Source organism: Pseudidiomarina gelatinasegens, assembly GCF_004025325.1.
In the GTDB taxonomy this organism is placed as follows: domain Bacteria; phylum Pseudomonadota; class Gammaproteobacteria; order Enterobacterales; family Alteromonadaceae; genus Pseudidiomarina; species Pseudidiomarina gelatinasegens.
In genome coordinates this window covers 1-24,304 of the sequence record NZ_RSFE01000003.1, presented here as the reverse complement: position 1 = coordinate 24,304, position 24,304 = coordinate 1, and the positions used below count along the sequence as shown (strand labels likewise).

Genomic DNA, 24,304 nt, shown 5'->3' with positions numbered 1-24,304 from the left:
TTAAACGCGATCAAATAGCCGATAAAGAGCGCCAAAATCGGTGCGAGCAACACAAAAAAACCTTGAAGATTAGTCATCAATCACTCCCTTCAGGCCGCCTGTGCCGAACTTACGAGTTGTCCGGGCGCTGGAAACGACACGCCTTGTCGCAGAATATCGGCGGCGGGCGCTCCAAGGTTTTCATAATCCAAACTTAAACAATTATTCAAAGCGTCGATCTGTGCTGCAGTAAACACGTATGGCGTTACCGTTTTAGCAATGTGTGCGCGTCGTTGTACTGGCAGCGTAAAGGATACATTCGATGGATGCGGATTCAATTCACCAGATTTTACATGGGTGTAAATATCATCGGTGATTTCCCAAGCCCGCCATTGCTCACAAATAATATCGGGGTTAAGGCCGGCCAGTTCGTGAGAGTAGGTGGCATCAAATTCAAATCGATAATGTTTGGTGCCGTTTAATGATGTCTTGATGATATCGGGCTCCATGTAAAACTTGTACCAAATATCCAAACAAACATCACTATCTTGGCAAGCTTGAGGAATAAGCTGCATGCCAGGGCCAAGAGCTGCAAGCGCAGTTAGATACAACCGGTAGCCATAACCCTTTTTCTCGGCGGCAGTGGCTAGGGTTTCGATTTGCGCCTAATTATCGTCGCGCAGCTCGAACTGAAGAGCACCTAAAATTTGCTGGTGGTTGTCGATCAAAGCAATCAGTTGATGCTGCATATCAAACAGGCATTCGGTGTGTTCAGCATGCGCGAACGCCTTATCGAAAACGGTTTTTGAGTGGTGCATCGTTGTGGCTCCTTGTTGGTTGATTTAACTAATGCGTAACCACGCTAGCATGTTTCGAATTTGGCGCTACTGATTGGCAGAGCATGAAAATAGGGCGCTTCAGGGCTGTTAATCAAATGGGTTATGTGAGTCAAATGAGCTGAGTGAGTCGTTATGGATACTACTGTTAAAGAAATCGTCATCGCTCAAACTGCGGGTGAAATTGTCGTCATCGAACACTGAATGACTATTTGCTGGATTTAACGGCGAGAGCAGATTAGTTGGGTCGAGTAATTTGTCGTGCAGCATTGAGTGGTGACATGAGTGATGAAAAATGCGGTGACTTCTCAAACAAAATTGGCAACGGTGCGATGTTGGCTCATCATCACAATCGTGCAAATCCCGCAGCTCAGAGCTTAAGGGGCGTGTGTTCTTATCTTTAATCTGCTCACTAGCTTTTTTGATAGGTTCAGGAGTAAGCAAGTCTGGTGAGCGTTTTGCAGCAACGTCGCCCTTACCAAGTAGATAGCCAATAACCATGACGGCAAACGCAACCGAGATGATAATTCCCATGTGATTTCTCCATTTGAAACTCAGTGAATTTAGTCGCAAAATCTGATGCTATGGTTAACATGAGTAACATATTTTGAAATTGGCGCTACAATCTTGCAGAAGATAGGTTGAGGGATTTGAATGAACAATGCATCAACGGAAGAAAACACGAGTTCATTGAGCGAATGGATTATTGAACTTGCTCAAGGCCATTCTTGCGCAAGTATCGAGATTCCGGTACCCAAGGTGCAGCAAGAGTTGCGAAAGGGGATTAATGCTTGCGTGATTGACTCGCTACAACACTTCATTCCTATGCCGCTCATTATCGGTGCGCTTGGTTTGACTGAGCGTACAGTTAAGCTAAAAGTGGCAAATTAGATAAAATTGAACGCCTAGCAATCAGATACGTTGCTTCATCTTGTGCGAACGTGGTGTAAATTACTGTCATTTTTTGATGGCCATTGCGATTTATTGCTCATGTGGTTAGATAGTGAGGCGAGAGCGTTAGAGCAAACACAACCTCGGCTTTTAATGCAAACAGCCTATGGCCGCAATGTATTGCTTAAGTTAATCGATGAAATGCGTGTTTGTGGGATAGCCTGATGAGTTGTGAAGATTGACAGTTAACATGCCGTCAATCAAGGTGTTTAACCGTGCTTTTAAACTCTGACAAAGCGACTGGCTTAACGCAAGTGCATACTGCAAAGAATAACTATATGATTGGCTTACAGGACCACAGAGAGGGATCTATGACAACAACCCAAGCAATTATTATGACAATCACACCAGTGCTATTTGTAGCCATTGGTTTGGCAATGATTTATTGGCCTAAGAAAGATAAATAGGCTAGTAAATTTTCAATTTGAAAGGTTGCATATTAGGTGGGGTGATTTGAATAGGCGCCCATTTAGAGCGCCTATTCGATGACTAATAGTTTGACGGGCTATTAATCGAAACGTTCTTAATCCGTACTTGGTTATTCTTACTGGAAATCGACTCAAATGCAAGGAAACATCTGAAGGGATATTCATGTTAGCGATTTACACAGCAATACAAGAGAAACTCAGGGCTATTTAGAAATGTTGCGGATATTGCTGTTAGTCAGCTATGAGCGAAAACCAGTCATTGGTAGTTCGAGCAATTTTACTTCGTATTGATATACTAATGTCATGATTAAAGTTGATTTTGTGGTTAGACGATGAAAACAATAGGCAAGTTGGCTAAAGAACTTGGTTTAGGCGTAGAAACTATACGCTTTTATGAGCGAGAAGGCTTGATAAAACAACCTCAAAAACCTCAAAATGGTTATCGTGTGTATGACGACTCAATCACCAAACAATTACAATTCATTTGTAGGGCCAAAGCACTTGGCTTCACTCTAAAAGAAGTGGCTTCATTAATGTCAATGGGTGGCGATTGTGCCAGAGTTGAATCTTTAGGCTTGCAGAAGCTGAGAATAATTCAAAGTAAAATAAATGACCTTCAAGGCTTAGAAGTGGTCATAAAAGAAATGACTAATTCATGCCGCAACAATAACGACCAATCTCACTGCCCAATAATCGATTCGATAAAGTAGTATTGACTCCGTACTTACCTACGGAGTTTACACTCAAATCATTCAAATAATGTTAGGCGTTAAAAATGATTAATAAGATTTTAGATAAAGTTGGCTCAGGTGGCGTTTGGCTTGCAGCCCTAAGTTGTACGGGGTGTTTTCCAGCACTTGGTTCATTAGCATCAGCATTGGGGTTAGGCTTTCTCTCTCACTTTGAGGGGATTGCTGTAAATACCTTGTTACCTACATTTGCTACTCTGGCGTTGTTGGTAAATTTGTATAACTGGTATAAAAACCAAAATCATGCGAGAGGCACTCTTGGGGTTATTGGCCCTATAACGGTTTTGTTAACCCTCTATCCACTATGGCAATACGACTGGAGCACTTATTTGTTCTATGTAGGTATTTGTTTGATGATTGTAATGTCAGCGCTTGACATAGCTAAACCAGTGAAGGAGCAAACATGCAAGGTATAGAGCTAAAATCTACTATTACTTGCCCCGAATGTGGCTTCATTAAAACTGAAGAAATGTCAACCAACTCTTGCCAGTGGTATTATGAATGTGAATCTTGCAAAGTTCTTCTAAAGCCTTTGAAAGGCGATTGTTGCGTATATTGCTCTTACGGAACAGTAAAATGCCCACCAATTCAAGAAGGCCAAAGTTGTTGTAAGAGCTAAGTGACTGTCTCTTAAAGACACAGATAAATTTCAAGAACTAAATATTGAAATGTCAGCAATCATATCAAAGCGGTCTTGATCTAGTCACTGTATGAAGGGCTGCAATTGGCACACAGCGGACATAGCTTCGTCGAATTTTAACTATTAAGTTTTTATCCTACACAATATTACGTTTGCCACTTTTACCAACTAACCATACTCTTCAAACCTCGTGTCAACGCACAGGTTGTTAACTGCAGTTGACAAACCCCGGGGTAGTTACATACACACAACACCTCGATAATGACGAAGCCATTCAAGCATACTTGGATGCATGCGTGGAGGAATCTGATGGAGATCCGACATTATCAACTATCGCTAAGGTGGCATCTGCACTTGGTTTAACGTTAACCTTGCAGCCTAAATCAACGAGCACATACTAAGCTAACTTTATCCGTAATCTTTTTCCTACAGCCAATGAAGCACAACGTTTATTGAATGAGTTACCTAAGCATCTGCGGTTGATGGCTCAATTTTCACTGGCTACAGGTTTGCGTCAGTCGAATGTGAGTTATCTACGGTGGGATCAAGTGGACTTAGAACGTGGTTTTGCGTGGATTCATCCTGATCAATCAAAATCAGGAAAGGCGATAAACGTGCCACTCAATAACGATGCTTTATCGGTGTTGCAAGAAGTGCAGGGCGACGATGTTCACTATTGTTTTGTGTATCAAGGCAAACCAATTGAGCGCACATCAACCAAAGCATGGCATGCAGCGTTAAAACGAGCGGGTATTGAAAATTTTCGTTGGCACGATTTACGCCATACATGGGCAAGCTGGCATGTTCAACGCGGCACAAGCTTACAAGAGTTGCAGGAGCTTGGCGGTTGGTCATCGTATGAGATGGTACTGCGGTACGCTCACCTTGCGAGTCATCATTTGAAACGGGTGGCGGGCAATGTGGATGGTACAACTGGTACAAATCTGGTACAAAGCCAGAAAAAGAAAAGCCCCGCTATTTCTAGCGAGGCCTTATCAATAATGGTGCCGGAGGCGGAATCGATAAGATCTAATAACTTATTGTTTTATAGTGGATAAAAAATATTAAGATTCAAGCGTGTTACTTACCTTGTTACTAAAACTTCAGCTTTAGTTTTTTGATTGAAAGCTTTTTCACAAATGAATCTTTTAACTTTTTGGCTATGCCCAATACTCGCTTAACACGTTGAACATAGCTATAGTGGTCTGCAACTTGTGAACGTGTAGTGGCAAATAAATTCGTGCTTCTGATCAGAGATGAAAAGCTATACTTGTTGCTTTGGTTAAAGTGAATTAGCTATTTATCAACATTTTTCCATGGGCCGAACGCTATAAAGTAAAGAAGAATGATATTTGCGATAGGGATAACAATCAGAAGACCCAATGGACCAGGGTAGCCAACTCGTTGGCAGATACGCCATGCGGGAACAATAAAAATAGCTCCCACAATCAGCATCCATAGAAAGCCCATACCTGCGAACATTTCGTGATTCATCATTATTATTTGACATGCGCTAAAATGACGTTAGACTGAAGTTTATTAAATTGCAAAAAGCAGGGTGCTCGTGCTAATTCGAATTCTGTTATTAATGACAGTGCTATCGGTGTCGATGTCGTTTTCGCAAACGGCAGAAGCTCACGCATGTCATGATAACAGCCAAATGCAGCACAGCATGATGTACGAAGCCGACACAAACGATTGCGAGCATGAGACGCAAAAGCACAACTCGTGCTGTGCTGACATGACCATTCGGCATTGCTCCGGCGGCTCGGTTTTATTTGTCGGACAGTCTTCTTCGGTTAATGCCGCTGCAGTTAACCTCTCTGCCAAAGTCGATGCGACCATCGACACCTCAATTCGTGCTAAACACGCGTCTAATTTATTCCGTCCCCCAATAATTACCGCTTAATAAGTTACTAGAAATTTAACACACGCTCGGCGTGTTTCCTTAAAACTTATTAATCGGTGAATAATTATGTCTATCAAACGCAATATCGCTGTTTTGGCGATGCTGTTTTCCGTGTCTGTATCTGCAACCGATGTAGAAGAGCAGCAACTAACCGTTCTAAAAGATCCCAACTGCGGTTGCTGTGAAAAGTGGTTACAAGCTTTACCCGATAGCTTTAGTGTGTCCGTACAACATCCGAACAACCTGACCCAACGAAAACGTGACTCCGGTATTAGTGCCGAGGTCCAATCCTGTCATACCGCTATTTCTAGTAATGGCTATGTCTTTGAGGGGCACGTTCCTCCTACATTGGTTTCTCATTATTTAGCTGGGAAAAAGTCAGAAAATGGCATTGGATTAACTGTTCCTGGCATGCCGGTAGGGTCTGTTGGTATGGAAATGGGTACTCGGTTTCAACCGTATACGGTCTATGAAATCAAAAAGGACGGTTCAATTACACCTTATAAGCAGATAGCAAGTTTAGAGCAGCAGCAAGCACTCTCAAATGGAGGGCTTTAGATATGGGTTTTGGCGGCTTGAGTATGGTTCAGCTAGGAATTATACTAGTTATTGTCATTCTTCTTTTTGGTAGCAAAAAGCTACGAACCCTGGGCTCCGATCTTGGTAGTGCGATTAAAGGGTTTAAATCATCGGTTTCTGATGAGCCGTCTGGTAAGGAACAGGACGTTCAACGTTATCAAAATTTAACCTCAAAAGAGGAGCGTCATAATGAGCAATGAGTTTAACAAAGGGCGTCGAAAGTTTATTAAATCTGCATTCACTGTGGCGTCTGCTTTAGCAATCGCCAAAGTAGCCCCAACTTGGGCTGCTCCTCAGGGACGCAGTTTTAAAGATCAGATCCTGACAAACGATGAGATTGATCTGACCATTGCAAAGTCCCCACTGCTCGTGGGAAATAAAGTAGGAGCACCAATAACCATCAATGGCCAAATGCCGGGCCCTTTGATTCGTTTAAAAGAAGGGCAGCGAGCAAAGCTAAATGTGACTAACCGGTTGTCGGAAGACACGTCAATTCACTGGCACGGAATTATATTGCCGGAGAATATGGATGGCGTGCCTGGCGTATCTTTCGAAGGGATAAAGCCAGGACGAACGTTCAAATACCGCTACGATGTCGAGCAAAACGGAACTTATTGGTATCACAGCCATTCCGGTTTGCAGGAGCAATTGGGACACCTGGGGCCGTTAGTGATTGAACCGAAAGACGGAGACATTGGTGCTGATCGAGAACATACCATTATTCTCAGCGACTGGACATTCGAAGATCCGGATACCGTGTTTCGTAATTTGAAAGTAGCGGAAGGCTACTATAACTACCAAAAGCGTACGATATTTGAGACGTTCGAGGACGTGCGCCAGCATGGGTTAGAGAAAACCTGGAAGCAAAGAGAAATGTGGGGACAAATGCGGATGAGTCCTCGCGATATCGCTGATGTGACAGGGAGTACATACACCTACCTGATGAATGGTCGCGATTCAGCAATGAACTGGTCAGCATTATTTAAACCAGGTGAGAAAGTGCGACTTCGTATTATCAACGGCTCTGCGATGAGCTATTTCGATGTACGTATTCCTGGTCTAGAGATGACTGTAGTGGCGGCAGATGGTCAACCGGTGAAGCCTGTGTCTATTGATGAGTTTCGTATCGGAGTGGCTGAAACCTATGATGTCATTGTTCAGCCAAAGCATAACAAGGCTTATACGATTTTTGCGGAGAGCTTTGACCGTAGTGGCTATGTCAGAGGCACATTAACACCAGAAATTGGCCTTGAAGCAGAAGTTCCTGAGTTACGCGCGGTGCCTGAACGTGGTATGGCCGCGATGGGAATGGGGGCCATGGCGATGTCAGGAAATAAGGAAGAGAAAGGTATGATGAATATGAGCGGCACAGACGGTCATATGAATCATGAAATGATGCATAAAAAAGAGCTTCCTGTGGAAAACATTAAAATTGAGCACAGTGAAGGTGGTCACGGAGCTGCTGCCGCCATGATAGCTATGAATCCGACCAGTCGTCTCCATGAACCGGGCATAGGTTTGGATAATGTTGACCATAGAGTCTTAGTGTATAGCGATCTTATTGGCGCCCAAGAATGGCCAGATAAGCGGGAACCAGAGCGCCAGATTGAACTGCATTTGACCGGTAATATGGAACGGTATATGTGGTCGTTTGACGGGAAGAACTACACCGAAGTTGACGGCCCTGTGCAGTTCCGTCACGGCGAGCGCTTAAGGTTGGTGATGGTTAATGACACCATGATGGATCATCCAATCCACTTACACGGTATGTGGATGGAACTTGAAAATGGACAGTATCCTCGTCCTCGTAAGCACACCATTAGTTTAAAACCAAGCGAGAAAGTATCACTACTTATATCCGCTGATGCACCGGGAAGCTGGGCATTTCATTGTCATCTGCTTTATCACATGAAAGCGGGCATGTTTCGTGTGGTAAATGTGGCATAAGGAGGAAGGCTATGTACGCTAAATCATTGTTGTTCACTACAGCACTTTTACCCGTAGTGGCAATGGCGGGACATGCAGAGGAAGGCTGGCCTGAACCCGTCAAAGAATATTACACCGGGCAAGTACTGTTCGATCGGTTGGAATTAACGCGAACAGACGAGGAAGAGAACCTAGCCGTCTGGGACATGATTGCTTGGTATGGCGGTGACTATCACCGAGCTGTTTTCAAGAGTGAAGGGGAGAATGTTCAAGACGACGGTGAGCCCACTGACTTAGAACGTGCCGAACTGCTGTATGGGTATCTGGTGTCTCCGTATTGGTCGTTTCAGGCCGGTATTGGTACGCGAGGTACCTTATCGTCGGACGCGTCTATGGAAAATTATGCTGTCGTGAGTTTTATGGGGTTGGCGCCCTATTGGTTCGAAATGGATAACTCGCTGATGGTGAATGAAGAAGGCGACGTCCAATTTGTTAGCGAAACTGAGTACGAGTGGCAGCTCACACAAACATCGTACTTACAGCCTCGCATTGAGTTTACAGCCAACCTGACAGATTCAGACAAATATGAACGGCAAAGTGGCTTGAGCAACTTGCGTGTGGGGTTGCGTTATCGTCACGAAATCAGTCGTGAGTTTGCACCCTACATTGGTGTTTATTGGAACGGCGCGTTAGGCAACACGGCAGATGAAATGAAACGAATGGGTGAGGACACCACAGAAACAGGCGTGGTCCTTGGGGCCAGAGTTTGGTTTTAATTGATAATAAACAAAGAGGAAACAACATGAAAAACATACTTAAGTTAGCCTTCGGTACCACGTTATTTTTTAGTGCATGGGCCAGCGCTCACGTCGGCCTAACATCCAGTAGCCCGGAGGACGGTGCGACTTTGTCCGAGTCACCAACGGAAATTACGATGAATTTTTCCGGTGATGTTCGTCTGGCTAAAATTATGCTGCACTCAGATGACGGTAAAATGCATCCGCTGGACTTTTCGATGAGCATGACTCCCAAAGCAGCGTACGAAATTGCTGTTAAAAACAATTTGGCGTCAGGTGGTTATACGGTTTATTGGACGGCAATGGGTGGGGACAGTCATAAAATATCGGGTGATTTTAGCTTTGAGGTGAAATGATGACCCTTTGGAGTGTGGCCAGCGTTTTAACGTTGGCCTTTATATTCTGGCTTAACGCGGTGATGACCGCCTCGCCTTATATCGTTTATTTGTCCGGTTTAAAAAAGCAGTCTGAACGAAAGAATAGCCTTGTTGCGTTGCTTCTATTACTGGCAAGCCTTCTGTATTTTTTTCTGAAAGTCGGTAGTTTTGCTGCTGAAGGCTTTGCCGGCATGATTGACACGACCTACATGCAGTTTATATGGACCGGCCCTGTTGGGTTGTTCATGCAACTTCAGATAGCGGTTGCTATTGCTTGGATTGTTTACTCCGTTGTTAAGCTAAAACGTATAAAGTGGGTGCTATATGTTGTCGCCATTGGACTCATGGGATGGAGCTTTTTAAGTATTGGTCACGGCAGTGACGCCGTCTGGTGGGGAAAGCTAGCGCTTTTAACACACTTGTTAGTCGCTTGGGTTTGGTTCGGCAGTCTTAACTCATTGCGAAAGCTGGCAACGTCGGTACCGCTTGCTAAAGCGAAAGCCATTATGGAGCGTTTTGGTGTGCATATGTCTGCAGCGGTTCCAATACTCCTTATTGCGGGCTTGGTTATGTATCGTAGTGCAACAGGGCGATGGATGCCAGAGCTGCCGCTTACGTCGTATGACACGGTACTACTAGCGAAACTTGTGTTTGTGGCGCTGATTCTCCTTGTTGCCGCATTGCATAAATTAAAGTTCGTACCGCAATTAAATGATAACGCGGCCGCCAAGCGACTCAAAAACTCCATAACGGCGGAAATGGTATTGGCTGTCACTATTTTTACCCTGGCCTCTGCGCTAAGCAGCGCGTTTTCCCCTAGTTAATGTAAGGAATAATAAGAATGAAATTATTCATGAGTGTTTTTATGGTTTCGGTGCTGTTTATTTCAGCGCCTAGTAGTGCCGAGGAAGTATCTGAACCGACAGTTGTGCTTGATAGGTTTCGAACGGCTTTGACTGAAGGTGACACGGAAGTCGTTAAAGATGTGCTTTCCAATGATGTGTTTATCTTTGAAGGTGGTGGTGTTGAACGATCCTTGGCCGAGTACAGTGCTCATCACCTTAAGTCAGATATTAAGTTTAGCCAGGCGGTTCCTTCACAGTTGCTTGAAAGGACAGTACAAGAAGCCGATGGCCTTGCTGTGATCACTTCTCGGTATAGCGTTTCCGGGGAGTATAACGGGCGTGAGGTTGATTTAACGATGAATGAAACCGTAACCGTATCAAATACGACTGAGTCTGGCTGGAAAATTATCCGGATCCATTGGTCCAACTGAGTTCAATCACCGGAGCTGATTATGGCAGAACACGATCATGAACACGGACATCAGGATTATCAGAAAAGCAGTCTGAGTCTTTGGGGGGCGGTGTCGCTGGGGACTGGTGTGATGATTGGCGCTGGTATTTTTGCACTGACCGGACAAGTTGCTCAGCTGGCAAGAGAGTGGTTTGTCCTGGCGTTTGTGTGCGGCGGTATCATTGCCGGCTTTAGCGCTTACTCTTACGTTAAGTTGGCGAAAGCCTATCCGTCAGCGGGCGGTATTGCGATGTTCCTCAGTAAAGCTTATGGAAAAGGAAGTGTGACGGCGATATTCGCACTCTTGATGTACTTTTCTATGGTCATTAATGAAAGTTTAGTCGCTCGGACATTTGCGTCTTATACCAGCCAGTTAATTTCTTTTGAAGCGCAGTGGCTTATCCCTTTGTTGGCGGTGGGTTTGCTGGTCTTTGCGTTTTTTATCAATATTTTGAGTAATCAGTTTATTCAAACGTTCTCGTTTTTTATGGCCTTTGTTAAGACTTTAGGGTTGGTCATTTTAGCGGCTGGTGGTTTGTGGGCCTCAGGCATTCAGTTTGAATCGATATCGGCTATTCCAGAAGAAGCTACGGGTGGCGGTATTTTAGCGGGGATTGCTTTAAGCATACTTGCGTACAAAGGGTTTACAACAATAACCAATAGTGGCGGTGAAATTGTTGAGCCTAAGAGAAATGTCGGGCGTGCCATTATTATTTCGCTGATTATCTGCGCGTTAATATACGTTCTGGTCACTCTGGCGGTTGGCTCGAGCCTGTCCATAGATGAGATTGTGAAAGCGAAAGACTACGCGCTTGCTGAAGCAGCCAGACCCGTCTATGGCGAGACCGGACTATGGGTGACGGTCGCTTTTGCAATTGTAGCAACGGTATCAGGAGTGATTGCCAGCGCGTTTGCCGTTTCAAGAATGTTAGCCATGTTGACCAATATGAAGCTTGTTCCACACAGTCATTTTGGCATGCCAGGTTCCATTCAGAAGCATACGCTGGTTTACACCATTGTTATGGCTATGATCTTAGCGGCATTCTTCGATTTGAGTCGAATTGCGTCACTGGGCGCTATTTTTTATATCGTGATGGACATTGCGATCCACTGGGGCGTATTACGGCATCTAAGGCAAAAGGTGAATGCCAATATTTACATACTTGTCAGCGCAATCACGCTAGACGTCATCGTTTTAGTCGCTTTTATATGGGTGAAATGGACGAGCGATCCGCTGGTGATTTGGGCGTCTCTTATCGGTATGGCATTGATTGCCGCTGGTGAGATTTTGTTTTTACGTAAAAAGCGTTAAGAAAAAGAGCGCTATGCGCTCTTTTTCTAGTTCATTGTAAAAAACATCCAGACAGCCATAGCGACCATCATGAGGTTTTCAGTGAGCGAAATGAAGCCTAACGGCACATTACTGGAGCCACCGACACAGGCACATTTTAGCTCGCGTTTGTCGACATAAACGGCTTTAAACACCGATATAGAGCCTACGATGCCGATGAATAATGCGACGGGTATGGATATGACATGGGCGAATTCGGCTGCCATTAACAGACCCGCCAAGCCTTCGGCATAGGGATAAATACGGCCATAAGGCACCCATTTTTTGGCGAGAAGATCGTAATTGAGAAACATGGTAGAGAATTTCTCTACGTCCTGGAGTTTGAGCAAGGCCAGAACCACCATAGAGAAACTGATGAACCACTCGATGGTTTGTACGGTAAATACGCGACCAAAAGACAACCACGACGTGGCTACAGAGAGGAGTGCCGTCATAATAAATAATGCAATAACGGGCCGGTAACTGGTTGCGTCAGGGTCAGGAAGAGGCTTTCCAAGAAAGGCTCGAACCTCCTCGTACCCACCGATACGTTTATCACCAATAAACACTTGTGGAGTGGTATCGACGTCGTGCTTTTTCTTGAATTTGTCGGTTTCTTCTCGGCTTTCCAACAGGTTGTCGTCCACATCGTAACCGTTGGCTTTAAGTAAGTGCCTGGTTTTTAAACCAAAAGGGCATTGGTGGTCAGGTGTCGACATTCTGTAAAGCGTGGCTTTTTGAGTTGATTGACTCATAGTGACGTCTCCTTACTTAAAAATGGTACATCTATATACGCATTATAGTCGCTGGAGGATTAGCATCTCTAATTGTGAGATTAAAAATTCATAAAAATTGAAAATATATTTTAAATTTTGAAAAACTGGACAACTTTTTTTGATGGCTTTTTAACCGTTTATAAGAGCTGATTTTAAAAGAGTTAGGATATTTAAGGGGGGTAAAAGTTGAATATACAAGCTCTACAAGCGCTGCTATTAAAGAGCTTTGTATACAACTTTAGTTTTTTTGGGTATACGGATTTAATGGTTGATGGGGCACCTTCACCCCATCAATCTGATACCACCCTCAGATGGTTGATAGATCGACTCCGTAGTTGAGTTCCTCTGCGAAGTCCGGCAGTCCGTAACCGATGGTTTTCTTGTAGAAAGGAGAGACCTTCGCAGTCGGTGCCTTCTTCTTGTGCTTCGTGGTGTAGAGCATTCGTGCCCGCATCACCTCGAAGGAGTAACCGCGCCCTTCACGGTTCTTGTCCTTGGCCAGTCGGTTGATGGACTCCGTGTAAGCGTTGGTGACGGGCATGTCCGTCTCGAAGTAGGTCATGGTCTCTTCGCGCCAGTTTCCCACTGCCCTGACCAAATCGCTCCAGACTTCCTTTTGGCCCTTCGGGATGGTGGCTATCCACTCGTCCAGGGCGGCTTCTGCCTGGAGCCGTGTGGTGGCGTCCCAGATGCCGTAGAAGCGCTCCTTGTGCTCGTAGGCGGCCAGCAGTTGCGGGAACGCGCCTGTCCAGGTCTCCATGATGAGGCGCTCCCGGTCTGAGACTTCGTGAGCGCGTTTCAGCAGGATTTTCCGGTCTCCCTTGGCCGCAGTGTCATACGGAATCCGTCCACCATCTCCGGTAGCTGGGGCCTGAATGTTGTCTTGCAGGCCCGGCAGGTGTATCGGCGGCGGACCACCCAGAGAGTGACCCGCTTGCCGTGGATGGGCAGATCACGATAGGGAACGTCACGCTTGCCGAACCGTACGAACTCACCCTGCACGCCGCATTCCTCGCAGGCGATGGGATCGGGCACGTCCGCCTGGAAGTGCATTTCGTCGTCGGTTGATTTGCAGCCCAGTACTTGGTATTGCGGCAGGTGAAGGATGTTGTCGGGAAGTTCGGTCATGGTGTTGTATAGGCGTAGGTGTCAGTCAGATCCATCCGACTCGGCATTGGTGTTTGCTTTTTTACCCAACAAGCTGCTGGAAACGAAAAGTAAGGCACCGAGGACAATTGCAATATCAGCCAGGTTGAAGGCCGGCCAATGCCAGTCTCGCCAATAGAAATCAAAGGAATCCACAACATAGCCGCGAAAGACCCGGTCAATCAGGTTGCCCATGGCGCCACCGAGGATAAGACTGTAAGCGATGGCTTCTCCTTTATGACGATTTTCAAGGATCAGCTTGATCAGAAAAATCGAGACCACTACCGCGATTCCGATAAAAAAGTAGCGCTGCCAGCCTCCACCATTCGCAAAAAGACTGAATGCGGCACCGGTGTTCCATAGGTGCACCCAGTTAAAGAACGGGGTCACCGAAACATACTCGCCATAGGCCATTGATTGCTGCACCAGCCACTTTACAGCCTGATCAGACGCTGCCAGCAGGCCCGATATGGACAATAGGGCATACGGCGAGAGCTTTTTGCCAATAATGAGCATTATTTAACCCTTCAACGCCAAAATGCGTCTGGCACCGTTAAGTACAATGCCCCCCGCGATGGTGCCGATAATCAGATCCGGATAATTGGAACCGGTCCACGCGACCAGGGCGCCGGCGGTGATGACCCCCAGGTTGATCACCACGTCGTTGGCCGAGAATATCCAGCTTGCCTTCATGTGCGCCCCGCCTTCCCGATGTTTGGATATGAGCAGCAGACAACTGGTATTGGCAATCAATGCGACGAATGCGATAGCCATCATCACCAGCGATTCAGGCTCACTACCGAATACAAAGCGTCTCACCACCTCTACGAGCACGCCCACAGCCAAGATCAGTTGCAGTACACCAGCAAGATGCGCGGCACGTACCTGCATTTTCACGCTATGTCCAACCGCATAAAGGGCAAGCCCGTACACCGCCGCATCGGCAAAATTGTCCAGGGATTCTCCAATCAGGCCGGTGGACCGGGCGATCAGACCGGCAGTCATTTCCACCACGAACAGAAGTGCATTGATGCCGAGCAACCAGCGCAGGGTCCCGGATTCTTGCTTAGCAGAAGCTGCCGAAAACTCGGCGGCCTTGATGGTCTCCGGATTTGCAGCGACGGTTTCCTGAAGCGAGGCGCCTAGCCCCAAGGTCTTCAGTTTCGAGGTGACGGGCTCGACCTCGCCGTCATGCACGACCTTCAGCCGGCGGTTCGACAAGTCGAAGGACAGCGCCCGAATCTCCTCAAAGCCGTTCAGGGCTAGGCGAATCATTCGTTCTTCTGATGGACAGTCCATCTTCGGCACGGCATAAACACTGACCCATCTCCCTGGCGCCTCGGAGGAGGCCTGTATATCGGTATCCGCTGCGGACGTTGCATCACCGCCACAGGCGCCACCACAGGATTTGCTCATGATACGACTCCACTTGAACAATGTTGTGGTACCATTTTAAACTATAAAGCTACTATAAGGTCAATAGAGTAAAGAATCCGTTGGGGAGGAGGCTGATGCGCATTGGTCAGTTGGCGCAGTTGGTAGGGGTCGAAACACAGACGATCCGCTTCTATGAACAGCAGGGCTTGTTGCCGCCGCCTGATCGGCAGGACAACGGTTACCGTGTCTATACCGAGAAGCATGGTGAGGGGCTGGCCTTCATCCGTCGCTGCAGAATCCTGGGCCTGTCACTGGCTGAGATTCACGAACTACAGAGCTATCAGGACGACCCTCATCAGCCTTGTACCGCCGTCAACGCCTTGCTCGATGATCACATCTCTCATGTGCGGTCGCAGATAACCGCTCTGCAAGCGCTTGAGAAACAACTCGTTTCACTGAGAGCGAGTTGCAACGATGACCGGGAAGTTGAGGCGTGTGGGGTTCTTGCTGGAATTAGCGAAGGAAACATGCACCAGCAGTAGGTGAAGCATCAACCAGATAATCCGATGAGATGCCGGTCTGTCTCACTCTCATGCAAAGGTAAGATCAACCATTTAATCCGCTTACCCCAAATTATGAAGTAAAGTTACATAATGAGGGGGTTAGTGATATAGCTTTAACACTCGATTCAAAGCGTCAACTGACTCCATCCATTATGGAGCTTACCTTTGTGAGTTCAGAGCCCGTTAATTATGAAGCCGGGCAGTTTATGCAGTTTCGTATTCCACACTTAAACGAAATATTGTCACGACATTACTCGGTTGCTACGCGGCCTCACCCGACTCGATTTGTGTTTAACGTACGACAACTGCCCCCGCCAAGTGAAGGGGTGCCCCCAGGCATCGGTTCAAACTACTTGTGTAATTTAGAGCCTGGCGCTCATGTCGATGCTATTGGACCATTTGGTGACTTTCAGCTGACGAAACAAAATAATCACACGCAAGTCTTTATCGGAGGCGGCGCCGGTGTTGCACCGTTAAGAGCGTTAATACAAAGTGAGTTAGCAGCAGATTCTCCTCGTCGTTGCATATTCTTTTACGGCGCACGATATGAAAAAGAGCTCTGTTATAGGGATGAGTTCGAAAGAGATGAGCGGTTAAATTATATACCGGTACTTTCAGAGGTTGCTAAATCAGATGAGTGGGCCGGGCACACTGGCTTTGTGCACGAAACCGCAATGAAATGGTTGGCAGATGAAAACAAAAACACATTGGACGTTTACGTGTGTGGTCCTCCACCAATGCTGAAAGCAACGTTAAAGTCTCTTGCTGACTTTGGCGTTCCGCGAGAACAAGTAAGGTTCGATGACTTTGGTATTTAGAGCTTGAAAGCGCCTGAGTTAGCAATAAATCTGGGTGGTGATGTAGAAGTCGTATTACCATCTGGGTTGACTACCTCGTTATGGGTACTTCCTTTAATTGATTGATCTTTATCAGCCAAAAGAGATATACTGCAAGCATGTTTTTATAGTGAAGCTTCGCATGTATCGTTTAATCATTGCCCTACTGCTATTAGCAGTAACAACAATGTCATTTTCACAAACTATCAGTACGGAAAAGGCATGTATGCACGATTCTACTGAGCAAGTTTGCGATCTTGCGGGTTGCGAAGTGTCACATTCTCTTACCGATAACTGTTGCTCTGATTCAATGATGCGACATTGTTACAGCCCGTCGATTACTGTCGTTTATTCTGAGCAATCCACCGTTCCGCCTATTGAGAAGCTGGTTTTTAACGCTTCCTCATTCTTAGATACGAATATTAAAGAAAAGCACTCTCTCTCGCTATTTCGGCCCCCAATCTACTCTTAAAAAGTACTAAATTTCTCGCTCCTGGCGCGTTTATCGTCCAGGTAAAAGCACAGCTATAAGCTTTGGTTCGGTCATTGTCGTTACGACGTCGTTCGTCGTCCTCGTTACGGTTCGACTCATAACTTGAGTCTGTGTTTAATTTAAAAATTCACAGTTTTTGAGAGTAACAATATGAAACTTTTAAGAAGAATAGCTTATTTAAGTGTTCTGACTGTAGTGGTGCCAAATGTCGTTAATGCACAAGAGCCGCTTTTGAATTTGCAAGAAGCAGTGAGTATCGCTGTACAAGAAGATCCTTGGTTAACGGCAAGTAAGCAAACCCAAGAAGCATTCGCGAGTGAAGCAATAGCCTCTTCCAGTTTGCCTGACCCTCAAATATCGCTCACGGCTGCCAGTTTCCCGGTTGACAGTTTTAGTTCAAGACAGGAAGGAATGACCCAGTTAGTCGTCGGTGTTTCACAAACATTTCCCAGAGGAGACACATTATCGTTGTCTCGTAAGCAGAAAAACCAATTAGCTCAAAAACAACCGTTTTTGAGAGCGGATCGTATTGCAAAGGTCAAAACAACGGTCACGAAGTTGTGGTTAGATGTTTTTTTCTCTCAGCAAAGTATTCGCTTGATTGAATCGGATAGAGCGCTTTTTGAACAGTTAGTGTCGACGGCTAAGGCGAGTTATACCAGTACCGAGGGAAAAGCACGGCAGCAAGATGTTATTAGAGCCCAACTTGAGCTTACACGCCTGGATGATAGGTTGACGTCACTGCGACAAAAAGAGGAGCAACTTCAAAGCGAATTGTCGGAATGGATAGGTGTTATAGCGAAATCAAGGTTACCGGATGACCTTCCGAGTCTTACGCTGAAGAAGACATTGCTATCACCTTCGACAATACCGAAACAAGCCTTGTACGAATTGATAAAAGAACACCCGGTTTTGCAAGCGACCGATCAAGACATTTTGGCGTCGGAGACGTCTGTCGAGCTCTCTCAGCAAGGCTATAAACCGCAATGGTCAGCCAATCTGAAATATGGCCATAGAAACGACGATCCAAGCGGCAATGACCGTGCCGACTTGCTGTCAGTCGGGGTTACGTTCGATGTCCCTTTATTTACTGATAACAAACAGGATAAGCAGGTACGCTCAGCAAAGTTTAAAACGGAAGCAAAAAAAACTGAGAAGTTATTGGTTGCCAGGCAGTTAATAGCCAATTTACGCAGTACGTTTTTACAACTGAACCGTTTGAATGAACGTGCTGCCCTATATCACGAAGAGCTACTTCCACAAATGTCCGCCCAGTCTGAAGCCGCATTGACTGCCTACAACAATGATGATGGCGACTTTGCCGAGGCGGTACGGTCACAGATTGCGGAAATCGACGCAAAAATTGATGCATTAGCAATCGCCATCAACCGCCAAAAATTGATTGCCGAAGCAAACTACTTATTACTTTCAGGAGTGTAAAATGAAAACAGTCACCAAATCTCTTATAAGTTTAGCTGTAGGCTTTGCAGTTGGCGCTGGCGCTATTGGCTATGTAATGCAATCGACTGAAGTGTCTGATCGTTCATCGGGCAATGCAGAAAAAGAGCCGTTATATTGGGTGGCTCCGATGGATCCCAATTATCGTCGAGACAAACCAGGAAAGTCTCCAATGGGGATGGACCTTATTCCTTACTATGGCGATGATGCAGAAGAGAGTTCACCCGGTACGGTGAGAATTGATCCCGATGTTATTAACAACCTTGGGGTTACAACTGCAACCGTCACGTCCTCGAGACTCAACCTGGATATCGAAACAGTTGGCTATGTTCAGTTTGATGAGAACCGAGTGCTGACAGTAAGTCCCCGTGTTGAAGGCTGGATTGAAAAGCTTTTTGTAAAAGCGGTTGGTAACTCAGTTAAAGCCGGCGAGCCTTTATACAGTATTTACTCTCCTGAAATGGTTAATGCGCAAGAAGAGCTTGTATTGGCCTCGCAAAGAGGTAATCAGGTTCTACTAGATGCTGCTGAAGAACGCCTAAGAGCTCTGCAAGTCTCTGAACCTGAGATTAAGAAGTTAAAAGAGACTCATAAAATTCAGAAAACAATTACGGTAAAAGCAAAGCAGTCCGGGGTATTGGATAAACTGACTGTGCGTGAAGGTGCGTTTGTAAAGCCGAGTATGAACTTAATGACGATTGCCCAACTGGATAAAATATGGGTTATTGCAGAAGTCTTTGAGCGGCAACTGAACCAGGTTGAGGTAGGTAATAAAGTTCAAATGGATCTTGAGTATGCTCCGGGTAAAGACTGGGAAGGAAAGGTTGATTATGTCTATCCGTCACTTAACCCTAAAACTCGGACGGGACAAGTTCGAATTCACTTCGACAACCCAGATGGTTTTTTAAAACCGGGCATGTTTGCGAATCTTAACATTAAGGCTGGTTTAGGCGACAAAAACTTAATCATCCCTAAAGAAGCGCTTATCCGAATGGGTGGTTCGAACCGAGTTGTACTGGCACTGGGTGATGGGAAATTTAAATCAGTTAATGTTGACGTTGGGCGGTTAGGTAGCTCGCGAGTTGAGATTTTATCGGGTCTTATGGCAGGTGATGAAATTGTTACATCGGCTCAGTTCTTAATTGACTCTGAGTCCAGTAAGTCTTCCGACTTTAAACGTATGAACCACGACTCTAACACTGATAGCGAGAGCCACGACACTATGTTAAATGAAGCTGTATCAGTCGAAGCTGTCTGGGTCGAAGCAACAGTTAAAAGTGTTATGCCTCAACATTCGATGGTTACGCTGAATCACGGTGAGATTCCTGAGTGGGACTGGCCTGCAATGACGATGGACTTCGATGTTGCTTCGGATGTTGAACTTTCTCAGCTTAGCACGGGGTTATCCTTGCATGCGGAAATAACGCAAGTCGGGAAGCAACAGTACCAGCTCACATCGATTCATATTCCTGAGCAAAAACAAGTGACAGAGCAGGAGCATAACCATGATTAAGTCAGTCATTCGATGGTCAGTGAGTAACCGTTTTTTCGTTCTTCTGGCGACATTAATCCTCGTGGGTGTTGGTGCTTTTGCGGTTAAGAATACGCCCGTAGACGCACTGCCGGACTTGTCGGATGTCCAGGTGATCATTAAAACCAGCTATCCGGGTCAAGCGCCGCAGGTGGTAGAAGATCAAGTAACCTATCCATTAACAACCGCTATGCTGTCTGTCCCCGGCGCTAAAACCGTCCGTGGATATTCGTTTTTCGGCGACTCCTATGTGTATGTCATTTTTGACGAAGATACAGACGCTTACTGGGCGCGTTCGCGAGTACTGGAATATTTGTCTCAGGTTGCTCCGACACTGCCTTCTAATGCAAGACCGCAATTAGGCCCTGATGCAACAGGGGTTGGTTGGGTGTATTTGTATGCCTTGGTTGATCGTACGGGTAACCACAATTTGAGTGAGTTACGCAGTATGCAGGATTGGTTTTTAAAGTATGAACTGCAAACGGTCGAGGGGGTTTCGGAAGTTGCCGCCCTCGGCGGGATGGTAAAGCAGTACCAGGTGAAAGTGGATCCGGAGAAGCTGCGCGCATTCGATATTCCTCTTGCTCACATACAAAATGCTATCCAGCGAGGTAATCAGGAAGTGGGGGCGTCGGTGGTTGAAATGGCGGAAGCTGAGTATATGGTCCGGGCCTCAGGCTATATTGATGGTGTGTCAGACTTAGAGAGTATCCCGCTTGGCGTTGATGAAAATGGCACGCCATTATTGCTTAAAGACGTTGCTGATGTGGGTGTGGGCCCCCAAATGAGACGCGGTATCGCCGAACTCAACGGTGAGGGAGAAGCCGTGGGTGGTATTGTGGTAATGCGTTTCGGAGAAAATGCCCAAAAAACGATTGATGGCGTTAAACAAAAGTTGGAAGAATTAAAGTCTGGGCTACCAGAAGGTGTCGATATAGTCACTGTCTATGATCGTTCGGGGCTTATCTCGGATGCCGTGGAAAGTCTCTGGAAAAGTTTAATAGAAGAACTCGCTATTGTCGCGTTTATCTGTGTGATATTTCTCTTCCATGTCCGCTCCTCGCTGGTTGCCGTTATCAGCTTGCCTTTGGGTATTTTAACCGCGTTTATTGTCATGTATTGGCAAGGAATTAACGCGAATATTATGTCACTTGGAGGGATCGCAATCGCTATTGGCGCTATGCTCGATGGTGCCATCGTCATGATTGAAAATATGCATAAGCATATGGAAAAAACGCCACTGACAGCAGAGAACCGCTGGCGGGTGGTTGCCGCCTCTGCTTCAGAGGTGGGCCCTGCTCTTTTCTTTAGCTTGCTCATTATTACCGTCAGCTTTATGCCGGTATTTACCTTAGAAGCCCAGGAAGGGCGGATGTTTTCTCCGCTTGCTTTCACGAAAACTTACGCAATGGCAGCCAGTGCAGCCTTAGCGATTACCGTTATCCCCGTGTTGATGGGATATTTTATCAGAGGAAAGGTAACACCTGAGGGGAAAAACCCGCTTAATCGGTTATTGATCGCCGGGTATAAACCGCTTTTAAAAGGCATTTTGAAATACCCCAAGACAGCAGTTGTCGGAGCGCTTGTTATCCTGGCCGTTGGTGTCTGGCCGATTGACAAAATTGGTAGTGAATTTATTCCAGATTTGGATGAGGGCGATTTGATGTATATGCCCACTACCTATCCCGGATTATCAATTGGTAAAGCAAGGGAGCTGTTGCAGCAAACCGACAAGCTCATAAAAACGGTACCGGAAGTGAAGACGGTTTTTGGCAAAATTGGTCGAGCGGATACCGCCACTGATCCGGCACCCCTAACGATGATTGAAACCTTTATTCAACTGAAACCGAAAGATCAGTGGAGAGACGGTATGACCACTGAGAAGTTGAAAAAAGAACTGGATGCGCTTGTAAAGTTTCCGGGGCTGACCAATGCGTGGGTTTACCCCATTAAAACTCGCATTGATATGTTATCGACAGGTATAAAAACGCCGGTAGGTATAAAAGTTGCCGGAGCTGATCTTAATGAAATTCAGAAGATCGGTCAGCAGCTTGAAACGATACTTGATGATGTCGATGGTACGGCTTCTGTTTATTCAGAGCGAGTGGCTGGTGGACGCTATGTCAAAGTCGACATAAAAAGAGAGCAGGCTGCACGTTATGGCTTGAACATTGAGGATGTTCAGCAGGTTGTTGCCACGGCTATTGGCGGAATGAATGTTTCAGAGACCATTGAAGGGCTTGAACGTTACCCAATAAACTTGCGCTACCCTCAAGATTACCGTGATTCGCCGGAAGAATTAAAGAAGCTACCTTTAGTTACGCCAAACGGGCAGCGTATTAGTTTGGCGGATGTGGCTGATGTCTACGTTGAACTTGGACCGCCGGCAATTAAAAGCGAAAACGCAAGACTTAATGGCTGGACTTTTGTCGACATTGAGGGAGTTGATGTCGGCACTTATGTTGAAAAAGCAATGAAGGTTGTAGAACAAGAACTCGAGTTGCCAGCAGGGTATTCAGTTACCTGGTCCGGGCAGTACGAATATATGGAAAGGGCAAAGGAAAAACTGACTTACGTGATTCCGTTAACGCTCGCGATTATTATCGTTCTTTTATATATGAACTTTCGAAACGTTACAGAAATAGCCATTATATTGGGAACTTTGCCTCTCGCATTGGTGGGGTCAATCTGGCTAATGTATCTTTTAGATTATAATTTCTCAGTTGCTGTAGCGGTTGGCTTTATAGCACTAGCGGGGGTTACCGTAGAAATAGGGATATTAATGCTGACTTATCTTAATCAGTCCTATAACGAATACGAACAACGCCAACTAGAGCAAGGTAAAGCTTTGACTAAAGACGGTGTTTCTCGCGCTGTAATGGAAGGGGCTGGGCTTCGTGTTCGTCCTGTCATGATGACGGCCGTTTCTACAATTGCTGGTTTATTGCCTATAATGTTTAGTACAGGGACTGGGGCTGAGGTGGTTAGTAGAATAGCGGCGCCAATGGTTGGAGGAATGATCAGCGCTGTTATCTTAACCTTGCTCGTATTACCTGCTGTTTACTATTTGTGGCGAAAGAAAGACGTTAAGGTTTGATGATACCTTACTCTGTAAATATCACCTGCGCACCTTTGATCTCGATCAATGATGTGCAGGTGGTAGTATGCTAATTTATAGCATGTGGTAAGCCCCTAGTTCACTAGACACTCAGTAGCCTCGTTTTTAAATCGTTTTTCATACTCTACTGGTGAAAGCTGATCATTAAAACCATGTCGGCGTTTCACGTTATAAAACATTTCGATGTAGTCAAAAATATCGCGACGTGCATCATCTCGATTTGAATACACCTTTCGTTTAATACGCTCACGCTTTAGAAGTTGGAAAAAGCTTTCTGCAACCGCATTGTCATGACAGTTTCCGCGACGGCTCATGCTTCCTTCTAAATTATGGCTTTTAAGGAATGTACTCCAGTCGTGACTCGTGTACTGACTTCCTTGATCCGAGTGAACGGTAACGGTTTGTTGGGGATTTCTCCGCCAGACCGCCATGAGTAGCGCATCAAGCACCAATTCTTTGGTCATTCGCTGTTGCATCGACCAGCCAACCACGCGACGTGAGAATAGGTCGACCACTACCGCGAGATAAAGCCAGCCTTCGTGAGTTTTGATATACGTGACATCAGTCACCCAAGCTTGGTCTGGTTTATCCGTGCTGAACTGACGATTAAGTCTGTTCGGCGAGACGACATGAACACTACCGCCGCGATGACGTGGTTTATTGTAACCGACCTGAGCCTTAATTTTGCTAAGCTTCATCAGTCGGTGAACGCGATTGATGCCAATGTTTTCGCCGTACTCACGCATATCGCTGTATATTTTTCGATAGCCATATACACCACCTGATTCGAGCCAGAATTGCTTGATCAGGCCAGCCTGACGCGTATCACGCTTCTGGCGCTTTGAGCGAGGCTTTTTGAGCCACGCATAAAACCCACTAGGGTTCACTTCCAGAAGTCGGCACAGCTTTCGTACTGGCCAGCAGTCCTTGTGCTCTTTGATAAAGGCGTACCTTAGTCGGACTGCTTCGCGAAGTACGCCGCTGTAGATTCAAGTCATCAACGCAACACCCTTGTCAATCATGTGTGACGGTGTCGTAAAGTTCAATGTTTTTCTCGGTCTCTCGTTTAATTGGGTCGCTACTGTCAACAACGGGTGAAAACTGATCCACTTTTGTCCTAAAAACAACGGAGTAAAAGTGATCCACCCTTAGCTAATTTTATACTTCAGACGCCGACTACAAAGTGATCCACAAAAGTGCTTACTCAGC

Annotated in this window: 26 protein-coding genes and 2 pseudogenes; 20 read left to right on the top strand and 8 right to left on the bottom strand. The window is 45.9% G+C overall.

Features of this window, described 5'->3' with window-relative positions:
• Positions 1–89: 89 nt before the first annotated feature.
• The 3 genes from EGC76_RS04370 to EGC76_RS04365 form a co-directional block, all read right to left on the bottom strand.
• The gene (locus tag EGC76_RS04370) at positions 90–554 is read right to left on the bottom strand and encodes a hypothetical protein (RefSeq protein ID WP_128351794.1); all 465 of its coding nucleotides are present in this window, start codon (positions 552–554) and stop codon (positions 90–92) included.
• Positions 555–644: 90 nt separating this feature from the next.
• Entirely contained in the window at positions 645–797 is a 153-nt protein-coding gene (locus EGC76_RS11890) for a hypothetical protein (RefSeq protein ID WP_164876790.1), read from the bottom strand.
• A 108-nt stretch (positions 798–905) separates the two neighbouring features.
• Positions 906–1,349 (bottom strand): hypothetical protein, encoded by a 444-nt coding sequence (locus EGC76_RS04365; protein WP_128351793.1) that lies wholly within the window; start codon positions 1,347–1,349, stop codon positions 906–908.
• A 120-nt stretch (positions 1,350–1,469) separates the two neighbouring features.
• Here EGC76_RS04365 and EGC76_RS04360 point away from each other — a divergent pair, with 120 nt between their 5' ends.
• The 15 genes from EGC76_RS04360 (at position 1,470) to EGC76_RS04285 (ending at position 11,779) form a co-directional block, all read left to right on the top strand.
• Positions 1,470–1,706 carry a hypothetical protein gene (locus EGC76_RS04360; protein WP_128351792.1) on the top strand — a complete coding sequence of 79 codons (237 nt, stop codon included), beginning with the start codon at positions 1,470–1,472 and terminating at the stop codon, positions 1,704–1,706.
• An 820-nt stretch (positions 1,707–2,526) separates the two neighbouring features.
• Positions 2,527–2,904 (top strand): MerR family transcriptional regulator, encoded by a 378-nt coding sequence (locus EGC76_RS04355; RefSeq protein ID WP_128351791.1) that lies wholly within the window; start codon positions 2,527–2,529, stop codon positions 2,902–2,904.
• 65 nt (positions 2,905–2,969) lie between these two features.
• Positions 2,970–3,359, top strand: coding sequence for an organomercurial transporter MerC (merC, locus tag EGC76_RS04350; RefSeq protein WP_128351790.1), 390 nt, complete (start codon positions 2,970–2,972; stop codon positions 3,357–3,359).
• A complete protein-coding gene (locus tag EGC76_RS11975) occupies positions 3,347–3,562 on the top strand; it encodes a GDCCVxC domain-containing (seleno)protein (RefSeq protein ID WP_128351789.1) in 216 nt (71 codons plus the stop codon). Before merC ends, EGC76_RS11975 begins: the two co-directional genes overlap by 13 nt.
• A 239-nt stretch (positions 3,563–3,801) precedes the next feature.
• Positions 3,802–3,984 carry a hypothetical protein gene (locus EGC76_RS12070; RefSeq protein WP_128351788.1) on the top strand — a complete coding sequence of 61 codons (183 nt, stop codon included), beginning with the start codon at positions 3,802–3,804 and terminating at the stop codon, positions 3,982–3,984.
• Positions 3,985–3,993: 9 nt separating this feature from the next.
• A complete protein-coding gene (locus EGC76_RS04335; RefSeq protein WP_128351787.1) occupies positions 3,994–4,641 on the top strand; it encodes a site-specific integrase in 648 nt (215 codons plus the stop codon).
• A 506-nt stretch (positions 4,642–5,147) separates the two neighbouring features.
• Complete coding sequence (locus EGC76_RS04325) at positions 5,148–5,492, top strand: hypothetical protein (protein WP_128351786.1); 345 nt, start codon at positions 5,148–5,150, stop codon at positions 5,490–5,492.
• A 66-nt stretch (positions 5,493–5,558) separates the two neighbouring features.
• Positions 5,559–6,050: a DUF411 domain-containing protein gene (locus EGC76_RS04320; protein WP_110076779.1), complete on the top strand. Its 492-nt coding sequence runs from the start codon at positions 5,559–5,561 to the stop codon at positions 6,048–6,050.
• Between the two features lie 2 nt (positions 6,051–6,052).
• Positions 6,053–6,271 (top strand): twin-arginine translocase TatA/TatE family subunit, encoded by a 219-nt coding sequence (tatA, locus tag EGC76_RS04315; RefSeq protein WP_126758658.1) that lies wholly within the window; start codon positions 6,053–6,055, stop codon positions 6,269–6,271.
• Positions 6,261–8,018, top strand: a complete 1,758-nt coding sequence (locus tag EGC76_RS04310) for a copper resistance system multicopper oxidase (RefSeq protein WP_128351785.1) — start codon at positions 6,261–6,263, stop codon at positions 8,016–8,018. Before tatA ends, EGC76_RS04310 begins: the two co-directional genes overlap by 11 nt.
• Positions 8,019–8,029: 11 nt before the next feature.
• The gene (locus EGC76_RS04305; protein WP_128351784.1) at positions 8,030–8,773 is read left to right on the top strand and encodes a copper resistance protein B; all 744 of its coding nucleotides are present in this window, start codon (positions 8,030–8,032) and stop codon (positions 8,771–8,773) included.
• A 26-nt stretch (positions 8,774–8,799) separates the two neighbouring features.
• Positions 8,800–9,150 carry a copper resistance CopC family protein gene (locus EGC76_RS04300; RefSeq protein ID WP_011234483.1) on the top strand — a complete coding sequence of 117 codons (351 nt, stop codon included), beginning with the start codon at positions 8,800–8,802 and terminating at the stop codon, positions 9,148–9,150.
• Positions 9,150–9,995 carry a copper resistance D family protein gene (locus EGC76_RS04295; protein ID WP_034732803.1) on the top strand — a complete coding sequence of 282 codons (846 nt, stop codon included), beginning with the start codon at positions 9,150–9,152 and terminating at the stop codon, positions 9,993–9,995. Before EGC76_RS04300 ends, EGC76_RS04295 begins: the two co-directional genes overlap by 1 nt.
• A gap of 17 nt (positions 9,996–10,012) precedes the next feature.
• The gene (locus EGC76_RS04290) at positions 10,013–10,447 is read left to right on the top strand and encodes a YybH family protein (protein ID WP_006956244.1); all 435 of its coding nucleotides are present in this window, start codon (positions 10,013–10,015) and stop codon (positions 10,445–10,447) included.
• Between the two features lie 21 nt (positions 10,448–10,468).
• The gene (locus EGC76_RS04285; RefSeq protein ID WP_092841993.1) at positions 10,469–11,779 is read left to right on the top strand and encodes an APC family permease; all 1,311 of its coding nucleotides are present in this window, start codon (positions 10,469–10,471) and stop codon (positions 11,777–11,779) included.
• Between the two features lie 26 nt (positions 11,780–11,805).
• Here EGC76_RS04285 and EGC76_RS04280 read toward each other — a convergent pair whose 3' ends face one another.
• The 4 genes and pseudogenes from EGC76_RS04280 to EGC76_RS04260 form a co-directional block, all read right to left on the bottom strand.
• Positions 11,806–12,552 carry a MauE/DoxX family redox-associated membrane protein gene (locus EGC76_RS04280; RefSeq protein WP_034732797.1) on the bottom strand — a complete coding sequence of 249 codons (747 nt, stop codon included), beginning with the start codon at positions 12,550–12,552 and terminating at the stop codon, positions 11,806–11,808.
• Between the two features lie 328 nt (positions 12,553–12,880).
• Positions 12,881–13,701: pseudogene (locus EGC76_RS04270) on the bottom strand (transposase).
• Positions 13,702–13,722: 21 nt separating this feature from the next.
• The gene (gene lspA / locus EGC76_RS04265) at positions 13,723–14,235 is read right to left on the bottom strand and encodes a signal peptidase II (protein WP_003821921.1); all 513 of its coding nucleotides are present in this window, start codon (positions 14,233–14,235) and stop codon (positions 13,723–13,725) included.
• Between the two features lie 3 nt (positions 14,236–14,238).
• Positions 14,239–15,135, bottom strand: coding sequence for a cation efflux transmembrane domain-containing protein (locus EGC76_RS04260; RefSeq protein WP_004364974.1), 897 nt, complete (start codon positions 15,133–15,135; stop codon positions 14,239–14,241).
• A gap of 95 nt (positions 15,136–15,230) precedes the next feature.
• Between EGC76_RS04260 and cadR the strand changes: the two genes are divergently transcribed.
• From cadR to EGC76_RS04230, 5 genes are all read left to right on the top strand, one after another.
• Positions 15,231–15,638, top strand: coding sequence for a Cd(II)/Pb(II)-responsive transcriptional regulator (cadR, locus tag EGC76_RS04255; protein ID WP_004364961.1), 408 nt, complete (start codon positions 15,231–15,233; stop codon positions 15,636–15,638).
• A 128-nt stretch (positions 15,639–15,766) separates the two neighbouring features.
• Complete coding sequence (locus tag EGC76_RS04250) at positions 15,767–16,477, top strand: FAD-binding oxidoreductase (RefSeq protein ID WP_281277724.1); 711 nt, start codon at positions 15,767–15,769, stop codon at positions 16,475–16,477.
• Positions 16,478–17,138: 661 nt separating this feature from the next.
• Positions 17,139–18,428 carry a TolC family protein gene (locus tag EGC76_RS04240; RefSeq protein WP_128351782.1) on the top strand — a complete coding sequence of 430 codons (1,290 nt, stop codon included), beginning with the start codon at positions 17,139–17,141 and terminating at the stop codon, positions 18,426–18,428.
• A 1-nt stretch (position 18,429) separates the two neighbouring features.
• Positions 18,430–19,959, top strand: a complete 1,530-nt coding sequence (locus EGC76_RS04235) for an efflux RND transporter periplasmic adaptor subunit (protein WP_128351781.1) — start codon at positions 18,430–18,432, stop codon at positions 19,957–19,959.
• Positions 19,952–23,074: an efflux RND transporter permease subunit gene (locus EGC76_RS04230; RefSeq protein WP_128351780.1), complete on the top strand. Its 3,123-nt coding sequence runs from the start codon at positions 19,952–19,954 to the stop codon at positions 23,072–23,074. The genes EGC76_RS04235 and EGC76_RS04230 overlap by 8 nt, the downstream gene beginning before the upstream one ends.
• Before the next feature lie 95 nt (positions 23,075–23,169).
• Here EGC76_RS04230 and EGC76_RS04225 read toward each other — a convergent pair.
• Positions 23,170–24,072 (bottom strand): annotated as a pseudogene (locus EGC76_RS04225) (IS3 family transposase); the annotation flags it as partial.
• Positions 24,073–24,304 lie beyond the last annotated feature (232 nt).